We start from the raw sequence: 19207 nt of genomic DNA, 5'->3' as shown, positions 1-19207 counted from the left end.
CCGGCCCTAGCTCCCCGAACGAGGAATTTCAAGGCTCCGGCTGGTCCCCTGCCCGCCGGGTTGCTATGCCGGCGCCATGGCGCACGATCTCCTCGACCTGCCGGACGGCCGGCGCATCGCCTATCGCCTCCGCCCCGGGGCGAGCCCGACCGTGGTCTTCCTCGGCGGCTTCCGGTCGGACATGACCGGCACCAAGGCGGACTGCCTCGACGGCTGGGCGGCCGGCGCGGGGCTCGGCTTCCTGCGCTTCGACTATACCGGGCACGGCGCCTCGTCCGGGCGCTTCGAGGACGGGGCGATCGGCGACTGGGTGCGCGACGCGGCCGAGACGATCGGCCGCCTGACCCGCGGGCCGCTGGTCCTTGTCGGCTCCAGCATGGGCGGCTGGATCGCCCTGCGGCTGGTGGCGGAGCTGGGGCTGCGGGTCGCCGGGCTGGTCGGCATCGCGGCGGCCCCGGACTTCACCGAGGACTCCATGTGGGCGGCGATGGACGCGGCCATCCGCGAGCGCCTGATCCGCGACGGGCGCGTCGAGGTGCCCTCCGACCACGAGGCGCCCTATCCGATCACCCGGCGGCTGATCGAGGACGGCCGCGAGAACCTGGTGCTGCGCTCTCCCCTGCGCCTGCCGTTCCCGGTGCGGCTGCTGCACGGCACGGCGGACACCGACGTGGCGCCCGCGGTGGCGCTGCGCCTGCTCGCCCATGCGGAGGGGCCGGACATCCGGCTGACGCTGGTGAAGGGCGCCGACCATCGGTTCAGCAGCCCGGAGGCGCTGGCGCTGCTGACCGCGACGGTTGCGCAGGTGGTCGGCACACCGTCCGCCTGACACGGCCGACCCGACACGGCCGACCCGACACGGCCGACCCGACACGGCCGACCCGACACGGCCGACCCGACACGGCCGACCCGACACGGCCGACGCTCCGACGCCCGCTCACGGCGCGACGTCGGGCTCGAACTGCAGGCGGGCATGGAACCGCGCGATCTCTCGCCGGGTGGCGGTCCGGCCGGAGAAGATCTCGACGTAGCGCTCCACCCGCGACATGCGCAGCGCCCGGCTCTCCTGAACCTGCATGGAGATATAGCCGATCTGCACCAGATAGACCGTCCGGGCGCGCACGTCCGCCTCGTCGGCCGGATAGCCGAAACGGATGAACAGGTCGCGGATCGCGTCGAGCCGCCGGTCGTCTGTGGCCTGCACCCGCGCCGTCACCTCCGCCGACTGGTGTGCCCAGCCGCGCACGGCAAAATCCAGCCGCGGTTCGAACAGCGCCTCGTCGTGGAACACCACGAACAGGTTCAGCACGCCCTCGACGATCGTCTCGGCATAGGCGCCGCAGGCATCGAGGAACGCGCCGGTGTTCTTCGCCTCCCACTCCTCGAGCAGCGCGTCGAGCAGCGCGGTGCGATCGCGGAAGAACCAGTAGAAACTGGTCCGGGCGATTCCGAGCCGGGTGGCGAGCGGCTGGATCTTCACCGCGTCGAGGCCGCTGTCGACGAGCGCCTGCCGCGCCGCCGCCAGCCAGACCTCGCGCGACCCGCGCCAGCCCGACGCCCTCCCGGTCTCGCCGGCAACCTCGTCCTGAACTGTCATGCCGGCGATCCTAGCTGTCGGCGCGGCCGGCGGCAACCGGAATGAACAGCCATGATCCTTAACTTGACACATATGAACATTTCTGGAATCCCTGTCGCCAGCCAGCGGAGTTCCAGCCATGTCCAGCGACCCCCTCCTCCAGCCCTACCAGCTCAAGCACCTGACGTTGAGGAACCGCCTCATCATCACCAGCCACGAGCCGGCCTATCCCGAGGACGGCATGCCCAAGGACCGCTACCGCGCCTACCACGTGGAGCGCGCCCGCGCCGGGGTCGCACTGACGATGACCGCCGGATCGGCCTCGGTCGCCCGCGACAGCCCGCCGGTCTTCAACAACATCCTCGCCTGGAAGGACGAGGTCGTCGGCTGGATGAAGGCGCTGACCGACGAGTGCCACGAGCATGGCGCCGCGGTGATGATCCAGCTCACCCACCTCGGCCGCCGCACCCGCTGGGACAAGGCCGACTGGCTGCCCGTCATCTCCGCCGGCCACGCGCGCGAGCCGGCGCACCGGGCGTTCCCGAAGAAGGCCGAGGACTGGGACATCGCCCGGATCATCGAGGACTACACCGACGCCGCCGAGCGGATGCACGCGGCGGGCGTCGACGGCATCGAGTTCGAAGCCTACGGCCACCTGATGGACCAGTTCTGGTCGCCGCTCACCAACGAGCTCGACGCCCCCTATGGCGGCAGCCTCGAGAACCGCCTGCGCTTCACGTTCGACGTGCTGCGCTCGATCCGTGCCCGCGTCGGCGACCGCTTCCTGATCGGCATCCGCCACACCGGCGACGAGGACATCGCCGGCGGGCTGACCAGGGCCGACGGCCTCGAGATCTCGCGCCGGCTGAAGGACTGCGGCATGGTCGACTTCCTCAACGTGGTGAGGGGGCACATCGACACCGACGCGGGCCTGACCGACGTGATCCCGGTGCAGGGGATGCGCTCGGCGCCGCATCTCGACTTTGCCGGCGAGGTGCGCGCCGCCACGAACTTCCCGACCTTCCACGCCGCGAAGATCCAGGACGTCGCCACCGCCCGCCACGCGATCGCCAGCGGCAAGCTCGACATGGTCGGCATGACCCGCGCCCACATCGCCGACCCGCACATCGTGGCAAAGCTGCTGCGCGGCGAAGAGGATCGCATCCGGCCGTGCGTCGGGGCGAACTACTGCCTCGACCGGATCTATCAGGGCGGCATGGCGCTCTGCCTGCACAATCCCTCGACCGGCCGCGAGCTGGAGCAGCCGCACGCCATCGAGCGCGCCGCCACGCCGCGCCGCGTGGTCGTCGTCGGCGCCGGCCCCGCCGGGCTCGAGGCCGCGCGGGTGGCGGCCGAGCGCGGACACGAGGTCATCGTCCACGAGGCGGCAAGCGACCCGGGCGGACAGGTGCGTCTGACCGCGCAGACCCCGCGGCGCGCCGAGATGATCTCGCTCATCGACTGGCGCTTCGACGAATGCACCCGGCTCGGCGCGCACTTCCACTTCAACAGCTATGCCGACGCCAACACCGTGCTCTCCGCGGCGCCGGATGCGGTCGTCGTCGCGACCGGCGGCCTGCCGCACACCGAGGTGCTGGCGGAGGGCGACGATCTGGTCGTGTCGGCCTGGGACATTCTCTCCGGCGACGCGCGCCCCGGCTCGAACGTCCTGATCTACGACGACGCCGGCGACTACGCGGCCCTGCAGGCCGCCGAGAAGATCGCCGGGGCGGGTGGCCGGGTCGAGATCATGACCCGCGACCGCAGCTTCGCCCCCGAGGTGATGGCGATGTCGCTCACCCCCTCGCTCCGCGAGCTGCAGAAGCGCGACGTGACCTTCACCGTCACCTGGAAGCTCGACGCCGTGCGCCGCGCCGGCAACGAGCTGCTGGCGCAGGTGGGCAGCGACTACGGCGGCGTCACGCGCGAGCGCCGGGTCGATCAGGTGGTGGTCAATCACGGCACCCGTCCGCTCGACGAGATCTATTTCGACCTGCGCCCGCACTCGACCAATCTCGGCGAAGTCGACTACGAGGCGCTGGTCGCCCGCCGGTCGCAGGCCGTCACCCGCAATCCCGCAGGGCGCTTCCAGCTCTTCCGCATCGGCGACGCCGTGGCCGCCCGCAACACCCACGCGGCGATCTACGACGCCCTGCGGCTGGTGCGGACGCTCTGAGGGGCTGCGGCGGGGACGCGCGTTGAGCGTGAATTGTTTGGCAGTGCGGAACACCCAACCCCACACCACGCCTGCCAAGGGGCACAGATGACCGAAGCGGGCGCTCGCGCCCGCGAGTCACCTGGCGCGACAAGCGAACGCACTGCGTTCGCCGCGCCAACGGCAGGGAGCGCGGTGACGCGCGGAAGCCGTCAGGGGCGGAGATTTCTGCGGAAGGGTGCCAATCCGGCCGGGGTCGCCCCGGCGAGCGCGGGCTCGCGGTCGCCCCCCGCAGGGGCGACCGCGGACGGATTTGTCACCTGCCAAATCCGTCTGGCGTCGCCGTCCCAAAACATGGCAGGCCCGAGTTCTTCGTCGTCGTTCAGCAGGCGATTGCCCTCCTCCCCGGACAGCAAAAAGGCCGGAGCGACGCGCGCTCCGGCCCCTAACCCTTGCCTCGGGACGGACTGCGGTCCCCGTGTCAGACCGTCTCTTCGATCCAGCCCTTGAGCGACGCCTTCGGCGCGGCGCCGGTGCGGTTCGACACGACCTCGCCGCCCTTGAACATGAACAGCGCCGGGATGCCGCGCACCCCGTACTGCGCCGCCACCGACGGGTGATCGTCCACGTTCACCTTGGCCACCTTGAGGCGGCCGTCGTACTCGGAAGCCAGCTCCTCGAGGGCGGGGCCGATCATCTTGCAGGGGCCGCACCACTCCGCCCAGAAGTCGACGAGGACGGGAACGTCCGCTTCGAGCACTTCGTCCTTGAAGCTGGTCTCGGTGACCTTGACGGTCGACATGGTGGCATCTCCTGAAGAATGGGTAAGTCGGAGGGGAACGTAAGATCGCCCCCCCGGCTGGTCAAGGGAACCCGGGCGCGCCGCGCGCGAGTGCCGCGTCGACCAGCGCGTCGGGCAGCGGCATCAGCCGCGCCGTGGCCGTCCAGAGGATGGCCGTCTCGACGCTGCGGCCGGGGAAAATCCGGCGGAGCGCGGCGCGATAGGCGCCCATCTGCCGCAGGATGCCCTCGGGCACCGCCTCCGCCGCCGCGGGAACGGCGCGGTTGCTCTTGAAATCGACCGCGAGCACCCGCTTCGGGCCGACGACCAGCCGGTCGAGGCGGCCGAGGATGCGCCGGCCGCCGAGCTCGGGCAGGTCGGCGGCAACCGGCACCTCGGCGAGCCCCTCGGCGAAGATCGCCGCCAGCTCCGGCGCGTCGAGCACGGCTGCCGCCTCGGCCAGCCGCTCGTCCAGATCCGCCGCACCGGGCAGCAGGCGCGCCGCCAGTGCCGCCCGCTCGGACGCCGGGCGTCCGTGCAGGTGTTCGAGCAGCCGGTGGACGGCGGTGCCGCGCGCCTTGGCCTCGGCCTCGGGCAGCGCCCCCTCCGCGTCGCCAGGCAGCACGTGCCCGCCGCCAAGGCCGGAGGGCGAGACCGGCCGGGGCGGCGCCGCGGGCACGCGGGCAGGCTCGCGCGCCCAGGCCGGCAATGCGATGGCCGGGGCCGGTTCCGGGGCCGGTTGCCGGGCCGGGGACGGCGCGCCCGGACCGTCCGTCCAGCCGCGGGCATGGACCAGCGTGTCGCCGTCCGGCCCGGCCTCGCGCGCGCAGGGGAGGCCGGCCATGGCGTCGGCGACCAGCGCGTGCCAGCCCTCGCCGGAGGCCTTCGGATCGCCGGCGCCCGCCACCAGCAGCCACGATTTCGCCCGGGTGAGCGCCACGTAGAGCAACCGCCGGTTCTCGGCCCGCACCAGCGCGCAGCGTGCGGCCTCGGCCCCGGCGATCGCGGGCGGCGCCTCGTCGGCACGGGCCCGCCAGACCACCCGGCCGTCGCCGAGGGGCAGGATCTGTGGTGGATTGGCGCTTTCCGACCGCGGCGCGGTGTCGGGCAGGAGGACGATCGGCGCCTCCAGCCCCTTGGCGCCGTGCACGGTCATCACCCGCACCTGGTCCTGGCCCTCGTCCATCCGCCGCTTCACGGCCACCTCGTCGCGGTCGAGCCAGTCGAGAAAGCCGGTGAGGCTCGGCGCCTCGACCGCCTCGTAGGCGACCGCCTGGTCGAGCAGCGCGTCGATGCCCTCCTCCGCCTCGGCGCCGAGCCGCGCGGCCAGCCGCTGCCGGCCGCCATGGCGCACGAGGATGCGCGACAGGATCTCGAACGGGCGCAGGTAGTCGGCCGTCCGCAGCAGGTCGTCGAGCAGCGCCCGCACCGCGGGCCAGCGCTCCGGCGGCTGGCGGCGCAGGGCCGCGTCGAGGCTGCCCTCGCGGCCGTGCGCGATCTCGAACAGCTCGTCCTCCGACAGCCCGCCGAGCGGGCTGCGCAGCAGCGCCGCGAGCGAGAGGTCGTCCCGCGGCGTCGCCGCGAAGCGCAGCGCCGCCAGCAGGTCGCGCACCGCCAGCTCGCCGCCGATGCGCAGCAGGTCGGCGCCGGCGACAGGCACCGCGGCGCGCTTCAGCTCGCGGATGATGGCGTCGAACAGCGCGTTCCGCCGCTGGACGAGGATCATCACGTCGCCCGCGCGGATCGCCCGGCCTTCGCCCGGCAGCACCCGGCCGGTGTCGAGCCATCCGCGGATCGTCGTGGCGATGCGACGGGCGAGCACCATCACCGGATCGTCCGGCCCGGGCTGGTCCACCGGATTGTCCCATGCGGTTTCCTCCGGCTTCTCCGGCTTCGGCAGGAACGGCCAGAGCTCGACCCGCCCGGGCTTTTCCGTGTCGAAGGCGTGGTGCCGGATCGTCGACAGCCCCTCGCCGGCCGGGCCGCCGAACACCGTGTCGACCAGCTCGAGGATCGCCCCGGCCGAGCGGAAGGAATAGAGCAGGTCGCAGCGTTGCAGCTCGGCGCCGATCGCATCGAGCCGGGCGGTGTAGTGCGCGGCCTTGGCGGCAAACTCGCCGGGCTCCGCGCCCTGGAAGCTGTAGATCGACTGCTTCTCGTCGCCGACGACGAAGATGGTGCGCTCCACCGGCCGCGCCCCCTCGCCCGCGAAGAACTCCGACGAGATCGCCTCGATCACCCGCCACTGCGCCGGGCTCGTGTCCTGCGCCTCGTCGACGAGGATGTGGTCGATGCCGCCGTCGAGCCGCCAGAGCACCCAGGCGGCGGTCCCCGGCCGCGCCAGCAGCGCCTCGGTGCGGTCGATCATGTCGTCGAAGTCGAGCACGCCCAGCGCCGCCTTGCGCCCGGACCATGCGGCGATCCACGCCCGGCCGAAGCGGTTCAGCGCCGCCGACTTCGCGAACGCCGCGTTGGCAAGGCGCAGGGGCCGCGCCTCGGCGAGACGGTCCATCAGATCGTCCACCACCTCCATGAGCGCGGGCAGCCGGGTGCGGACGGCCTTCGTCGGGAACTTCCCGGCCTTGGAGCCGAACGGCGCCTTTGCCGACTTGCCGTAGAGCAGCGCAGCTTCGAGGCCCGCGAGCATCTCCCCCGGCTCGGCGCTCGCGAGCGCGCCCGCGATCTTCTCCGCATCCTTGCCGTCCTGCGGCCCGCTGGCGCGCAGGTGCGGCAGCAGCTCGGCGAGCGCCCGGCGCGCGGCCGGATCGACCACCTCGTCCGCGATCCCGGCCAGCGTCACGTCCGGCCGCGCGCCGAGGGTCGCGGCGAGCGCCGCGGCGTCGAACCGCCGGACGAAGGCGGCGCGGTGGCGGGCGATCTCGAGCAGCAGCGCGTCGATATCCTCGCGGCCGAAGTGGTGGGCCAGCTCGGCGAAGTCCTGCGGTGCGTCGAGGGCGAAGGCGTCGAGCACCTCCTCGCGCAGCGCGCGCGCCTGCCGGTCGTCGAGGACGGCGAACTGCGGCGCGACGCCGGCCTCGATCGGGAAGCGGCGCAGCAACGCCTCGCAGAACGCGTGGATCGTCTGGATCTTCAGGCCGCCGGGCGTCTCGAGCGCCCGGGCGAAGAGGGTGCGGGCGCGGGCCAGCTCGCGGTCGGGGATGTCGTGGCCGGGCTCGCCCAGCGCCACCAGCGCGGCGCGCAGGCGGGCGTCGTCGAGCATCGCCCATTCGCCGAGCGTCCGGAACAGCCGCGTCTGCATCTCGGCGGCGGCCGCCTTGGTGTAGGTGAGGCAGAGCACGCGCGCCGGGTCGGTGCCCGCGAGCAGCAACCGCGCCACGCGGTCGGTCAGCACGCGGGTCTTGCCGGACCCGGCGTTGGCCGACACCCAGCTCGACCGCCGCGGCGCGGCGGCCTGTCTCTGCGCCTCCGCTGCGAGGGTCATGGGTCGTCTCCGTCGGACCATTCGCCCCTGCGCGAGAGATGGTCATAGTCGCCGGCCCAGGAGATTTTCTGAGGCCGCAGCCGGGCGATGAACGGCGTCTCGGGATCCTGATAGCAGGCCGCGAGGTTGGCGAAGCGCCTCCAGGTTTCGGCGAGCGTCGCCGGGTCGATGACGCGGGACTCGCGGTTGCCGAAGTACAGCAGCTCGACGTGCGCCACCTCGGCCGGCGGCAGGCCGTCGAAGCCGCCGGCCGCGGCGATCGCGGCCTCGAGCGGCAGCTGCAGGTGGAAGGTGGCGATCTCGGCATCGCTCCGGGCGTTGCCGGACTTGTAGTCGTAGAGCGCGACGCGGCCATCCGGCAGGAGATCAATGCGATCGGCGCGGGCGGTGACGGCGAAGGCGAGGCCGGGGACCTCGCGCCGGCCGCCGACCTCGCGGCCGCCCGGCGTGCCCCGGCAGCGGCGGGCGGCCTCGCCGTCGAGGAACCAGCGCGCGGCCCGGGCGAGGCGCGTGGTCCAGATCGCGCGCACCGCCGGCCACGGCGCGTTCTCTTCGAGCGCGCGCGCGATCGTCGCCCGATAGATCGCCTCGGCATCGGCGGGCAGCCCGTCGAGGGTTGCGGTCACGAAGTCGTCGAGCGCCGCGTGGATGACGATGCCGCGCGTCAGCGGGTCCGGCGTGCGGCCGGGCGGGTCGAGCGGCCTCAGCCGCAGCACCGCGCGGGCATAGATCGCGTAAGGGTCGCGGATCAGCGTCTCGACCCGCGTCACCGACAGCTCGCGCGGCCGGGCGGCGGCCGGCGGGCGCGGCGCCGGGCGGCGGGCGGGCGGGACGCGCTCGGCGGGCTCGTCGAGGCGCGCGGCCAGCGCCACGAGGCGCTGCCCCCGCGCGCGGGCGGCGGCCAGCGCCTCCGCGCCCTCGGGCCCGAGGCCGAGCAGCAGGTTTTCCAGACGGAGCAGCCAGCGCGAGGCCACGGTCGGCGCCTCGGCGTCGCGCAGCGCGCGGGAGAGCACCACCCTCGGCGCGCCGATCGCCTGCTGGAAGTCGTGCGCGGAGAGGCCGATGCGGTCCTCCGGGCTCGGCAGGCCGATCGCCCGGCGCAGCCCGCGGCCGAGCCACGGGTCGGCACCGGGCAGGCGCGGCCAGATGCCTTCGGTCAGGCCGCCGAGCACCACGAGGTCGGCGGACTGGATCCGCGCCTCGAGCGTGCCCCAGATCGCGAGGCCGGGGTGGGTGACGACCGCCGCCTCCGGCACGTCACGCCCGGTCAGGAGCGACTGGAAGAGGCTGCGATAGTCGGCCGGCGACAGCTCGCCCCCCGCTGCCGCCTCGGCGTCGGCGAGGATGAAGAGCGCCGCGGCCTCCGCGCCGGCCGCCTCGTCCCAGAGGCCATGCGCCGGGTCGCCGGAGGGACCGGATGCCAGCGCCTCGGCCGCGGTGCGATGCGTCGCCAGCAGGTCGGCCAGCGGGCGCGGCCCGCCGGGAGCGAGCGGCGCGAGCGCGGCCGCGAGCCAGGCGATCCAGCCCGGCGCCTCGCCGCCCTCCTTCGCCGCCCAGCGCGCGAGATCGGGCCAGTCGATCCACGGCGCGCCGCCGCGCAGCCGGTCGCGCTCGAGCCGCCAGGTCAGGCGCAGGTGCGGGCCGCGGGCCTCGGGCGCGCTGGCGACCAGCGGGTGCTTCAGGATCGCGAGCAGGTCGGCGGGCGTCAGGTCGCGGCCGATCAGCGCGGCGAGGCGACGCAGCAGCGTGCCGGGCGGGGTGAGGCCGAGCGGACGGCCGGCGCTGTCGTCGGGAATGATGCCCCAGCGGTCGAGCTCGGCGGCGACCCGGCGGGCGAGGGTGCGGTCGGGCGTGACCAGCGCCGCGCGCGCGCCGTCGTCGGCGGCCTCGCGCAGCGCGAGGGCGATGGCGAGCGCCTCGCGGCGCGCATCGGGCGCCTCGATCCACGCGAGCGCGGCGCAGGCCGGCGCGAGGCTGCCGGCGAGACGGGCGCCTTCCTCGCGCCACTGGTCGGTCACGGGCGCGGGGCGCAGCGCGAGCGAGACGAGGGCGTTGCGCTCCGGCGCCGGCGCCGCGGCGGCGTGCCAGGGCGGGACGGCGGCGGGGTCGAAGCCGATCGCGTCGGCCAGCCGGCGAAAGCCGTGCTGCGGGTGATCGGAGGCGCCGGCGTCGTCGCGGCCGAGCCGCGCCCAGACCGCCGGCGGCAGGTCCGGGTCGAGGCCGGGCAGCACGAGGGCGCCCTGCGGCAGGCGGGCGACGGCGGCCATGAACACCCGCATCGCCCCGCGCGAGCCGGTGGATCCCGCGACGATCACCGGATGCGCGGGCGGCGCCACCGCCCAGCGCGCGGCCAGCGCCACGGCGGCCGCGCGCAGCCGCCCGGGCCCGCCGCCGGGCCCGGCGGCGTCGAGATAGCCGGAGATGAGCTGGAGGAAGGCGAGGCTCTTCTGCCAGTGCGCCGCGTGCTCGGCCGCATCCACGCCGGCCAGCACCGATGGCGGCAGCCCGGCGTCCTGCAACTCGTCGAGCAGCTCGGCAAGGCTGTCGGCGAGATCGAAGACGGCGCTGCCGGCGGCCAGCTCCGGCGCCGCGGCGGCGAGGCCGCGCACGAGGCGGGCGAGGTCGAGCTTGCGGCGCAGCGGCGGCACCGGCTCGGGCAGGTCGAGCGGCGCGGTCGCGGCATCGGCCAGTTCGGTCACGACGCGGATGCGCGGCAGCAGGCGCGGGCCGCCGCCCGCCATCCGCTCGGCCAGCGCCCGCGCGGCGCGGCGGGTGTTGACCCAGATCTCCACCTCGGCCAGCGCCATCGGGTCGGGCCCGAACAGGTCGCCGGACGGCAGGCGCGCCTCGAGGCCCACAATCAGCGCACCGAGGAAGTCGATGCCGGGAGGCAGCGCGAAGACCCGCGGGCCGTCGCTCGGCTGAAACAGCGTCACCCCCACGCTCCCCGGGACAGTTCCGCCTCGGCCAGCGCGATGCCCTCGGGCCGGCCGACATCGACCCAGCCGCCGGGATAGACGACGCCGCGCAGGCGACCCTCGGCCCGGAGCGCGTCCCACACCGGGTTGAGGGAGAAGACCTCGCCGGGACAGGCAGCCACGGCCGCCGGGTCGATCACCCCGGCGCCGGCATAGACGAAATCCGCCGACGGCGCCGCCCCGCGCCGGTCGAGCGTGCCGTCGGCGCGGAGGTGGAAGTCGCCCGCCCCGCCGTGGCCGATCGCGGCGTCCCGCGGCACGAGGGCGAGCAGCGCGCCATCGCCCGGCCGCCAGTGCGCGGCCAGGAGCGCGAGCGGGTTCGGCCCGCGCCAGACCATGTCGGCGTTCAGCGTCAGCACCGGCCCCGCGCCAAGCAGCGGCAGCGCCCGCTTCAGCCCGCCGCCGGTCTCGAGCCGCTCGGTCTCGTGCGAGACGCGCACGCCGGGCGCGACGCGGGCGAGGTGGGCGGCGAGCTGGTCGGCGTGGGCGTGGGTATTGACGACGATCCGGGGAAATCCGGCCGCGAGCGCGAGCGCGTGGTCGATCAGCGGCCGGCCGGCCACCTCGATCAGCGGCTTCGGCCGGGTCCGGGTCAGCTCGCCCATCCGCGTGCCGAGGCCCGCGGCGAAGATCATCACCGCCCGCGGCGTCATGCGGCGATCCGCGCCCGGACGCCGGGCTCCGGCGCGGGCAGGTGCCGCCCGACGAAGGCCGCGAGCGGTGCGAGGCCCGGGTGGGCCAGATCGGCCGCGAGGTAGCCCCAGACCCGGGGCAGCAGGTCGACGTAGCGCGCCTTGCCGTCCCGGCGGCAGAGGCGGGTGAACAGGCCCATGATCTTCATGTTGCGCTGGGCCGAGAGCACACGGGCCGCAGCGGTGAAGCTTTCCCGGTCGGCCCCGGTGCGGTCGATGTAGCGCGCCTCCATCGCCCGGGCGAGGTCGGGCGCGACATCGCGGCGGGCGTCGGCGAGCAGCGACACGAGGTCATAGGCCGGATGGCCGATCAGCATGTCCTGGAAATCGAGCAGGCCCACCCGGGCATGGCCGGCACGCCCGGGCAGCCAGAGCAGGTTCTCGGCGTGAAAGTCGCGGTAGACCGCCGTCGTCTGCAACGCGACCGGGGCGAGCGCGGCGGTGGCCAGCGCCTGGAACTCCGCCACGAGGTCGGGCGATGCCGCCGATCCGGCGGACGCTGGGAGATACCACTCGAGCATCAGCCCGGCCTCGCGCAGGAGGAACGCGAGATCGTAGGGCGGCGGCGACCACGCGCCCGCGGGCGGCGGCAGGGCCTGGAGATCGGCGAGGAGGTCGACGGCGGCGGCGTAGAGCCCGGCCTCGCGCTCCGGCTGCGCGGCGCAGATCCGGGCGAAGAGGTCGTCCCCGAGGTCCTCGAGCAGCACGAGCCCGCCGGCCTCGTCGGCGGCAAACACCTCGGGCGCGCTCAGGCCGGCGGCGCGGAGCCAGCGGTCGACGGCGAGGAACGGCCCGACGGCGAGGCCGGAGGCGGGCGGCACGTCCATCAGGATCGCAGGCGCCGCGCCCCGGTGCAGCCGCTCGTAGCGGCGGGCGGAGGCGTCGCCGGCCAGCGGCTGGCGCACGGCCGCCCCCCATCCCGCGGCGGCGAGAAAGCCGGCGATCTCGGCGTCACGGCTCATCGTGCGACCCCGGGCACGACCCCGCGCGCTGTCTCCAGCGCGGCCCCGAGCCAGTCCCAGCCCGGGCCCGCGGCCGTGACGGTGGCGCGCCGCGCCTCCTCGGCGAAGATGTCGGAGGCGCGCTGCGCCTCCTCGGGTGCCGCCACGAAGTCGAGGGCGATCGCGAGGTGGCGGGCGGGCAGCGCCGGGCCGAGCCGGTCAGCCCACTCGACGACCGTGATGGCGCGGCCGAACGCTTCGTCGAGGCCGAGCTCGGCGATCTCGCCCGGATCGCCGAGGCGATAGAGATCGGCGTGCCACAGCTCCACGTCGCCGAGGTCATAGGTCTGCACCAGCGTGTAGCTCGGCGACGGGATGTCCTCGCGGCGGCCGAGGGCGGCGAGCCGCGTGGCGATGAGCGCGCGGGCGAGGTGGCTCTTGCCGGCCCCGAGATCCCCCGTCAGCGCCAGCGTGTCGCCCGCGCCGAGGTGCGGCGCGAGCGCCGCGGCGAGGGCGTCGGTCGCCGCGGGAGTCGCGAGCGTCAGTATAGACTCCAAGGCCGGTCCATCTCCGTCGAGGGATGCCTCGTTCTACCCGCCGGGCCGCCGGACGCAAGCCTCGCCCGGGCGTATGGCGAGCACGTGGCCCCCGAGGGACGTCAGGCGCGGCGTCGGACGTCCGGCTGCCCTGCGCCGTCGGCAGAGGTGACTTCGGCAGACGCGATCCCGGAGGGAGCGGTGGCGGGAGCGGTGGCGGCAGGGGCGGTGGAGACGACGACCGCGGTGCCGCCTTCGCAGGCGATCGAGAACGTCGCGCCAGCGGCTTCGGCGAGGCGGCGGGCCAGCGCGAGGCCCGGGCCTTCGCCGCGTCCGGCCGCCACCGTTGCCGCCGGCGCCACCGTGGCGGTGAGCGTCCCGTCCGCAAGCGCCAGCGTGACGACGGCCGCGGGTCCGGCGAGGTCGGCGGCGGCGAGGCCGACGAGGAACGCCGCGCGGCACACCTCCGGCGACCAGCCGCCGGCGTCCGCCGGAGCCGCCAGGCGGAGATTGCGCCGGGCGAGTGCCGCGGAAAGGCCGGGCAAGGGCCCGGATGCCGTCTCGCCGCGCACCGCGCAGAGGTCCTCGGCATGGGCGAGACCCTCGCGCAGGCCCTGCGCGGCGCTGCTCAGCGCCTGGAACGTGCCGGCGGACGGCGCCGTCGGGATCGCCGACATGAGCTTCTGCACCGCCGCCTCGGCGGGCAGGCGCAGCAGGTCGAGCGCGAGGTCGGCGAGCCCGTCGCCGCCCTCCGCCCGGGCCTCGGGTGCCGTCGAGCCCGTGGACGCGGCAGTCGGCGCGGCGGCAGCGGCCGACCTGTCGTCGAACACCACCAGCGCGGACGCATCCGGCAGCGGCGCCACGATGACCCCGATCCGCCGGCCGTCGCGGGTCTCGACCTCGTCGGTCCAGCTGGCGCGCGCCTCGTCCGCGGTGGCGAACTCCGCGATCCGCGACCAGACCGGGCTCGGCGCGCAGCGGTCCGCCCACAGCGCGGTCATCTCGGTCACGCCCGGGCCGTCGAGGCGGGTCATCGGGTCGATCGACCACAGCCGCTCGAACGCGGAATTGACGAAGGCGAGCATCCCCGAGGCATCGAACACCGCGACCGCCTCGGTGAGGCGGTCGAGCGTCGCCTGCGACAGCTCCAGCTCGGAGCGGTACTTCCGTTCCAGCATGATGGTGGTCGAGATGTCCTCGAACAGGAAGGCGAGCGCGCCCTGCGGGTGCGGCCGTCCGGTGACCCGGAAGATCTTGCCCGAGGGCAGCACCCAGTTCTCCTCGTAGGTCCCGTCGCGCGCGCCCTCCTCCAGCTCGGAGAGCTTGCGCCGCCACGAGGCGAAGTCCTTCTGCTCCGGCATCTGCCGGGTCTCTCGCAGGCGCTCGAGGAAATCGCGCAGGGACGGGCGGCCGGCGAGCCACACCGCGTCGATCTTCACGAGGTCGGTGAGCGCCGGGTTGAACAGGCCGAGCCGGCGGTTCTTGTCGAACACCGCGAGCCCGATCGGCAGGTGGGCGAAGGTCTCGGTCAGCGTCTCGACGAAGCGCCGCAGCGTCGCCTCGGCCGCGACGATCTCGCCGGCATCGAAGGCGAAGCCCAGCGCCTCGCCGCCGGGGCCGCTGGCGCGCGACACCTCGAACCAGGCGGGCGCGGCCTCGTCATGGCCCGGCACGGCGACGCGCCGGCGGGTCTCGCTGCCCCGGGCGGTCAGCGGCACCTCCTCGATGGTGCGCCCGAAGGCGTCGGGCATCCGCTGCTCCGGCTGGCCGGCGGCGCCGAAGCGATCGCGATAGGCGGCATTCACCCAGTCGACATGGCCGTCGGGGCCCTGAGTCCAGGCCAGGATCGGCGCCCTGTCGAGCACGCCGCGCAGGAAATCCGCCTCGCTGGTCGCGCGCGCGAGCGCCGCCCGCGCCTCGCGCAGGGCCTGCGCATCCTCGCTCGCCGGCCGGACCGACAGCCGCGCGGCGCCGCCCCGGGGCTCTCCGACGATCTCGAACGCGCTGCCGTCGCCGCGCAGGCAGTGGTGGCGGAACGGCGTGCCGTAGAGAACGAGCGTCTCGAGGTCTTCGACGAGGTCGGGGCAGTCCGTGGAGAAGTGCCGGGCGAGCGCGGCGAGCCGGGTGCCACCGGGCGCGATCCCTTCCATCACGCGCCTCGCACCGTCGGTCAGCGGCTTGACGCTCGCGCCGTCGATCAGGAATTCCGAGCTGCCCGAGTCCTCGCCCGTCGCGGCGACGGCCGGGCGGCCGCGGAGCCGGCCCGAGAAGCCGACCGCCAGTCCGATCGTGGCGACGGCACTCACCAGCGCCGCCGTCACCGCCTCGGGCATCGCCCCGAGAAGCCGGAGCGAGGCGAGGTCGGGCAACGAAAGCGACGGAAAGTCCATGGGGTATGTCCGGGCGGAGGAAGGGCCCGGACATGAGAGACTCGCGGGCTTAACGAAGCCTTAAGCGTGCGCCTGCCCCCGCACCGCGTCGACGCCCTCGGGCGCCACCCTCGGGCGCGGCCAGGTCACGGTGACGACGGCGCCGGTCGGCCGCGCGAACTCCGGCGGCGGCGCCTCCGGGTCCGGCACGGACCCAGGCTCCAGCTCGGCGTTGCGGAAGTCGAGCCGGGCGCCCGAGCGCTCGAGCAGGGTCTTGGCGATGAAGAGGCCGAGGCCCATCCCCTCGTAGGCCGGCCGTTCGGCAGCAAGGCGCGAGCGGCGCCGCACGAAGGGATCGCCGATGCGCCCGATCAGGTCCGGGGGATAGCCCGGGCCGTCGTCGCCGATCGCGACGCGGATCTCGCGCTCGGTCCAGTCGAGGTCGATCCAGACGGTCGTGGCGGCGAAGTCGACCGCGTTCTGCACCAGGTTGCGCAGGCCCTGAACGATCTCGGGCCGGCGCAGCATCTGCGGCTGGTCGTCCGGCGCGTCCTCGGCGATCCCGCCCTCGACCCGGGTGATGACCCGGATCCCCCGCCCGGCGTGCGGCGCGGCCGCCTCCTCCACGACGCTCGACAGCGGCGCGGAGCGCACCATCAGGTCCTGCTTGCCGCGCGGCCCCATGGCGCGCAGGATCTGGGTGCAGCGGATCGCCTGCGCCCGCACCAGGGCGGCGTCCTCCTGCAGGTGCGGCAGGTGGGCGAGCTCCTCCACCAGCTCGGTCGAGGCGAGCTTGATCGTCGCGAGCGGCGTGCCGAGTTCGTGCGCCGCCGCCGCGACCACGCCGCCGATGGTGCTGAGCTGCTGCTCGCGGGCGAGCGCGAGCTGGGTGGCGGCCAGCGCCTCGGACATGGAGAGCGTCTCGCCCGTCACCCGGCGCGCGCCGATCGCGAGAAAGATCGTCCCGGTCAGCAGTGCCGTCCAGGTGCCGGCCGCGACCACGGGCGAGAGCGTCAGGTGCTCGCCCGTGGCAAGCTCCAGCGGCACGTAGAACCACACGAGCAGGGTGATGATCGTCGCCGCCACCGCCCCGAGGAACAGCGTCGCCCGCAGCGACAGCACGGAGGCACTGATGGTGACGGGCGCCATCAGCAGCAGGGCGAACGGGTTGCCGAGGCCGCCGGTCAGGTAGAGCAGCGCCCCGAGCTGGCAGAGGTCGAAGAGCAGCATGTAGAGCGCCTCGCGCTCGCGCAGCCGGCGGCTGCGCGCCGCGACCGCCATGCCGACCGCGTTGAACAGCGCCGAGGCAAGGATGACCAGCGCGCAGGGCACGTGCGGGATCTTGATCCCGAGCGCCAGCGTGGCGAACAGCACCGTCGCCGTCTGGCCGATGACGGCGAGCCAGCGCAGCAGGGTCAGCGTGCGCAGCCGGACCCAGGAGCGGCGCGTCCCGACCGGAAACGGGGCATAGGAAGACTCGGCCATGCGGCGGGGCATAGCAGCGCGCGGATCGGCCCATCAAACGGATTTGACCGGCCCGCGATCTTGTGATGCACCGGGGGCCGTGCGAGAAACCCGGCTGGATCGACCGAGGTGACGCCGCCGCATGACACGAGTTTCCGCCATCGTGGCCGCCGCCGTTGCCGTCGTCGGCCTTGCCATCGGCGGCTGGTTCGCGCTGCGCCCCGCGGATGGCGACCCGTTCGCGGACTGCCGCCGCGGCGCGGTGGCGGCGGGTGCCGCCTCGATCGGCGGGCCGTTCACCCTCACGGACACCGACGGGCGCCGCGTCACGGACGCGGACGTGGTGACGGGCCCGACGCTCGTCTACTTCGGCTACACGTTCTGCCCCGACATCTGCCCGACCGACGTGTCGCGCAACGCGCTGGCCGCTGCCGACCTCGCGGAAAAGGGCGTCGACGTGCGGCAGGCGTTCATCACGATCGACCCGGACCGGGACACGCCCGAGGCCGTGCGGGCGTTCACCTCGGCGATCGACCCGGCGATCGTCGGGCTCAGCGGCTCGGCGGAAGACATCGCCGCTGCGGCGAAGGCCTACAAGGTCTACTATCGCAAGGCCGGCGACGACCCCGAGTTCTACCTGATGGACCACTCGACCTTCACCTACCTGATGGCGCCCGGCGCGGGGTTCCTCGAGTTCTACCCCTCGGATACCCCGGCCGAGGACATGGCGCAGTCGGTGGCCTGCTTCACGGAGAAACTCTGAATGCTGGAGCATTCCGATTCGGCCGGCAGGGTGCCGGTCCTGGCCGATCCGGCGCCGCAGCCCGCGGCGATCGGCCCCGATCCGACGCTGCTGATCCTCGATGACGACGAGGCGTTTCGCCGCCGGCTGGCGCGGGCGATGGAGAAGCGCGGCTTCGAGGTGACGGCGGTCGACTCCGTCGCCGCCGGCAAGGCCGCGACCGAGCGGCACGCGGCCGCCTATGCGGTGGTCGACCTGCGGCTCGAGGACGGCAACGGCCTCGAGGTGGTGCGCTTCCTGCGCGCCCGCCGGCCGGATGCCCGCATCGTCGTGCTGACCGGGTATGGCGCCATCGCCTCGGCGGTCGCGGCGGTCAAGATCGGCGCCACGGACTATCTCGCGAAGCCCGCCGACGCCAACGACGTGCTCGGCGCGCTGCTCGCCCCCGACGCCGGCCAGCCCGCCCCGCCGGAGAACCCGATGAGCCCCGACCGCGTGCGGTGGGAGCACATCCAGCGGGTCTACGAGCTCTGCGACCACAACGTCTCCGAGACGGCGCGGCGGCTCAACATGCACCGGCGCACGCTGCAGCGCATCCTGAGCAAGCGCAGCCCGCGCTAGGTGCAGTCGCGGCCTGAAACAAAATCGGTGAACGATACGTTAACGATTCCGCGAAAGGCTGGCGCGAACTCATCTCCGATGAGATGAGTTGCTTGTCGCAAATCGAGCGGGTCGGGGGTTCATCGGCCGGCCGGATCAGGAACAGGAAACGTGCATGTCGGGTCAGTTGGCGGAACGGGACGCGCCCCTCGGGTTTCCCGGTGACGGGCTCATCGTCGCGGGGGTGACGATCCCCGAGGACAGCCAGGTGCTGACGCCGGCGATCCGCGAGGCGATGATCGCCGGGCGCTTCGAGACCGAGGAGGCGGCGCAGATCCCGCACATCGTGCGGCCCGGCGACCGCGTGCTCGAGATCGGCGCCGGCATCGGCTTCATCTCCACCCTGCTCTCGCGCGAGGCCCGGGTGAGCCAGGTCATCGCGGTGGAGGCCAACCCACATCTGCTCGACTACATGGCCCGGCTCCATGCCCTGAACGACGTCCGCAAGGTGCGCCGGCTGAACGCCGTGCTGACCAACGGCTCCGCGGCGGCGGCGACCTTCTACCTGCGCCGCGATTTCTGGATGGGCTCGCTCTCGGCCGAGCCGAACGCCTGGACCGGCACGGTCGAGGTGCCGACGAAATCCTTCGACGCGCTGCTGCGCGAGGAGGCGATCAACCTCATCGTCTGCGACGTCGAGGGGGCCGAAGCCGATCTCTTCGCAGGCGCCGACCTCTCCGGCGTCGACCGGGTGTTCGTCGAGACTCACGATCACGTCACCGGCCTCTCGGGCGTGCGTAGCCTGTTCTCGACGATGCATGCGAACGGTTTCGTCTACGATCCGCGCCACTCGACCGGCAGCGTGGTGCTGTTCCAGCGCCTCGGCGAGGCCGACATCATCCGCCCCTACGCCGGCTGACGACCGGGCCGG

The 19207-nt window shown here is 74.0% G+C and carries 14 protein-coding genes; 5 read left to right on the top strand and 9 right to left on the bottom strand.

Annotated elements, in window-relative coordinates:
- Positions 1–76 precede the first annotated feature (76 nt).
- A complete protein-coding gene (locus tag QM699_RS17585; RefSeq protein ID WP_415012320.1) occupies positions 77–829 on the top strand; it encodes an alpha/beta hydrolase in 753 nt (250 codons plus the stop codon).
- A gap of 108 nt (positions 830–937) precedes the next feature.
- Here QM699_RS17585 and QM699_RS17580 read toward each other — a convergent pair whose 3' ends face one another.
- A complete protein-coding gene (locus QM699_RS17580) occupies positions 938–1597 on the bottom strand; it encodes a TetR/AcrR family transcriptional regulator (protein WP_415012319.1) in 660 nt (219 codons plus the stop codon).
- Positions 1598–1715: 118 nt separating this feature from the next.
- Between QM699_RS17580 and QM699_RS17575 the strand changes: the two genes are divergently transcribed.
- Positions 1716–3752 (top strand): FAD-dependent oxidoreductase, encoded by a 2037-nt coding sequence (locus QM699_RS17575; RefSeq protein WP_415012318.1) that lies wholly within the window; start codon positions 1716–1718, stop codon positions 3750–3752.
- Between the two features lie 460 nt (positions 3753–4212).
- Here the strand turns inward: QM699_RS17575 and trxA are convergent, their stop codons facing one another.
- From trxA to regB, 8 genes are all read right to left on the bottom strand, one after another.
- Entirely contained in the window at positions 4213–4533 is a 321-nt protein-coding gene (gene trxA, locus QM699_RS17570; RefSeq protein WP_415012317.1) for a thioredoxin, read from the bottom strand.
- A gap of 61 nt (positions 4534–4594) precedes the next feature.
- Entirely contained in the window at positions 4595–7954 is a 3360-nt protein-coding gene (gene addA, locus QM699_RS17565; RefSeq protein ID WP_415012316.1) for a double-strand break repair helicase AddA, read from the bottom strand.
- Positions 7951–10890: a double-strand break repair protein AddB gene (gene addB, locus QM699_RS17560; protein WP_415012315.1), complete on the bottom strand. Its 2940-nt coding sequence runs from the start codon at positions 10888–10890 to the stop codon at positions 7951–7953. Before addB ends, addA begins: the two co-directional genes overlap by 4 nt.
- Complete coding sequence (locus QM699_RS17555; protein WP_415012314.1) at positions 10887–11585, bottom strand: nucleotidyltransferase family protein; 699 nt, start codon at positions 11583–11585, stop codon at positions 10887–10889. The genes addB and QM699_RS17555 overlap by 4 nt, the downstream gene beginning before the upstream one ends.
- Entirely contained in the window at positions 11582–12586 is a 1005-nt protein-coding gene (locus QM699_RS17550) for an aminoglycoside phosphotransferase family protein (RefSeq protein WP_415012313.1), read from the bottom strand. The genes QM699_RS17555 and QM699_RS17550 overlap by 4 nt, the downstream gene beginning before the upstream one ends.
- Positions 12583–13122, bottom strand: a complete 540-nt coding sequence (gene tsaE / locus QM699_RS17545; protein WP_415012312.1) for a tRNA (adenosine(37)-N6)-threonylcarbamoyltransferase complex ATPase subunit type 1 TsaE — start codon at positions 13120–13122, stop codon at positions 12583–12585. Before tsaE ends, QM699_RS17550 begins: the two co-directional genes overlap by 4 nt.
- Positions 13123–13223: 101 nt before the next feature.
- Positions 13224–15491, bottom strand: coding sequence for a PAS-domain containing protein (locus tag QM699_RS17540; protein WP_415012311.1), 2268 nt, complete (start codon positions 15489–15491; stop codon positions 13224–13226).
- Positions 15492–15551: 60 nt separating this feature from the next.
- Complete coding sequence (gene regB, locus QM699_RS17535; RefSeq protein ID WP_415012310.1) at positions 15552–16955, bottom strand: sensor histidine kinase RegB; 1404 nt, start codon at positions 16953–16955, stop codon at positions 15552–15554.
- A gap of 121 nt (positions 16956–17076) precedes the next feature.
- Between regB and QM699_RS17530 the strand changes: the two genes are divergently transcribed.
- From QM699_RS17530 to QM699_RS17520, 3 genes are all read left to right on the top strand, one after another.
- Positions 17077–17697 carry an SCO family protein gene (locus QM699_RS17530; RefSeq protein WP_415012309.1) on the top strand — a complete coding sequence of 207 codons (621 nt, stop codon included), beginning with the start codon at positions 17077–17079 and terminating at the stop codon, positions 17695–17697.
- Complete coding sequence (locus QM699_RS17525; protein WP_415012308.1) at positions 17698–18297, top strand: ActR/PrrA/RegA family redox response regulator transcription factor; 600 nt, start codon at positions 17698–17700, stop codon at positions 18295–18297. It begins immediately after the preceding gene.
- Between the two features lie 154 nt (positions 18298–18451).
- On the top strand, positions 18452–19195 hold the full coding sequence (locus QM699_RS17520) for an FkbM family methyltransferase (RefSeq protein WP_415012307.1): 744 nt from the start codon (positions 18452–18454) through the stop codon (positions 19193–19195).
- Positions 19196–19207: the final 12 nt, after the last annotated feature.

The organism is Amaricoccus sp. (genome assembly GCF_047602525.1).
Lineage (GTDB): Bacteria > Pseudomonadota > Alphaproteobacteria > Rhodobacterales > Rhodobacteraceae > Amaricoccus.
The sequence above is the reverse complement of the archived record's forward strand: the minus strand, read 5'-3'. Positions and strand labels throughout refer to the sequence as shown.

Bases quoted from the DNA above. Each gene is read 5' to 3' on its own strand.
- QM699_RS17585 (WP_415012320.1), top strand. From the start codon at position 77: ATGGCGCACGATCTCCTCGACCTGCCGGACGGCCGGCGCATCGCCTAT.
- QM699_RS17580 (WP_415012319.1), bottom strand. From the start codon at position 1,597: ATGACAGTTCAGGACGAGGTTGCCGGCGAGACCGGGAGGGCGTCGGGC.
- QM699_RS17575 (WP_415012318.1), top strand. From the start codon at position 1,716: ATGTCCAGCGACCCCCTCCTCCAGCCCTACCAGCTCAAGCACCTGACG.
- trxA (WP_415012317.1), bottom strand. From the start codon at position 4,533: ATGTCGACCGTCAAGGTCACCGAGACCAGCTTCAAGGACGAAGTGCTC.
- addA (WP_415012316.1), bottom strand. From the start codon at position 7,954: ATGACCCTCGCAGCGGAGGCGCAGAGACAGGCCGCCGCGCCGCGGCGG.
- QM699_RS17555 (WP_415012314.1), bottom strand. From the start codon at position 11,585: ATGACGCCGCGGGCGGTGATGATCTTCGCCGCGGGCCTCGGCACGCGG.
- QM699_RS17550 (WP_415012313.1), bottom strand. From the start codon at position 12,586: ATGAGCCGTGACGCCGAGATCGCCGGCTTTCTCGCCGCCGCGGGATGG.
- QM699_RS17540 (WP_415012311.1), bottom strand. From the start codon at position 15,491: ATGGACTTTCCGTCGCTTTCGTTGCCCGACCTCGCCTCGCTCCGGCTT.
- regB (WP_415012310.1), bottom strand. From the start codon at position 16,955: ATGGCCGAGTCTTCCTATGCCCCGTTTCCGGTCGGGACGCGCCGCTCC.
- QM699_RS17530 (WP_415012309.1), top strand. From the start codon at position 17,077: ATGACACGAGTTTCCGCCATCGTGGCCGCCGCCGTTGCCGTCGTCGGC.
- QM699_RS17525 (WP_415012308.1), top strand. From the start codon at position 17,698: ATGCTGGAGCATTCCGATTCGGCCGGCAGGGTGCCGGTCCTGGCCGAT.
- QM699_RS17520 (WP_415012307.1), top strand. From the start codon at position 18,452: ATGTCGGGTCAGTTGGCGGAACGGGACGCGCCCCTCGGGTTTCCCGGT.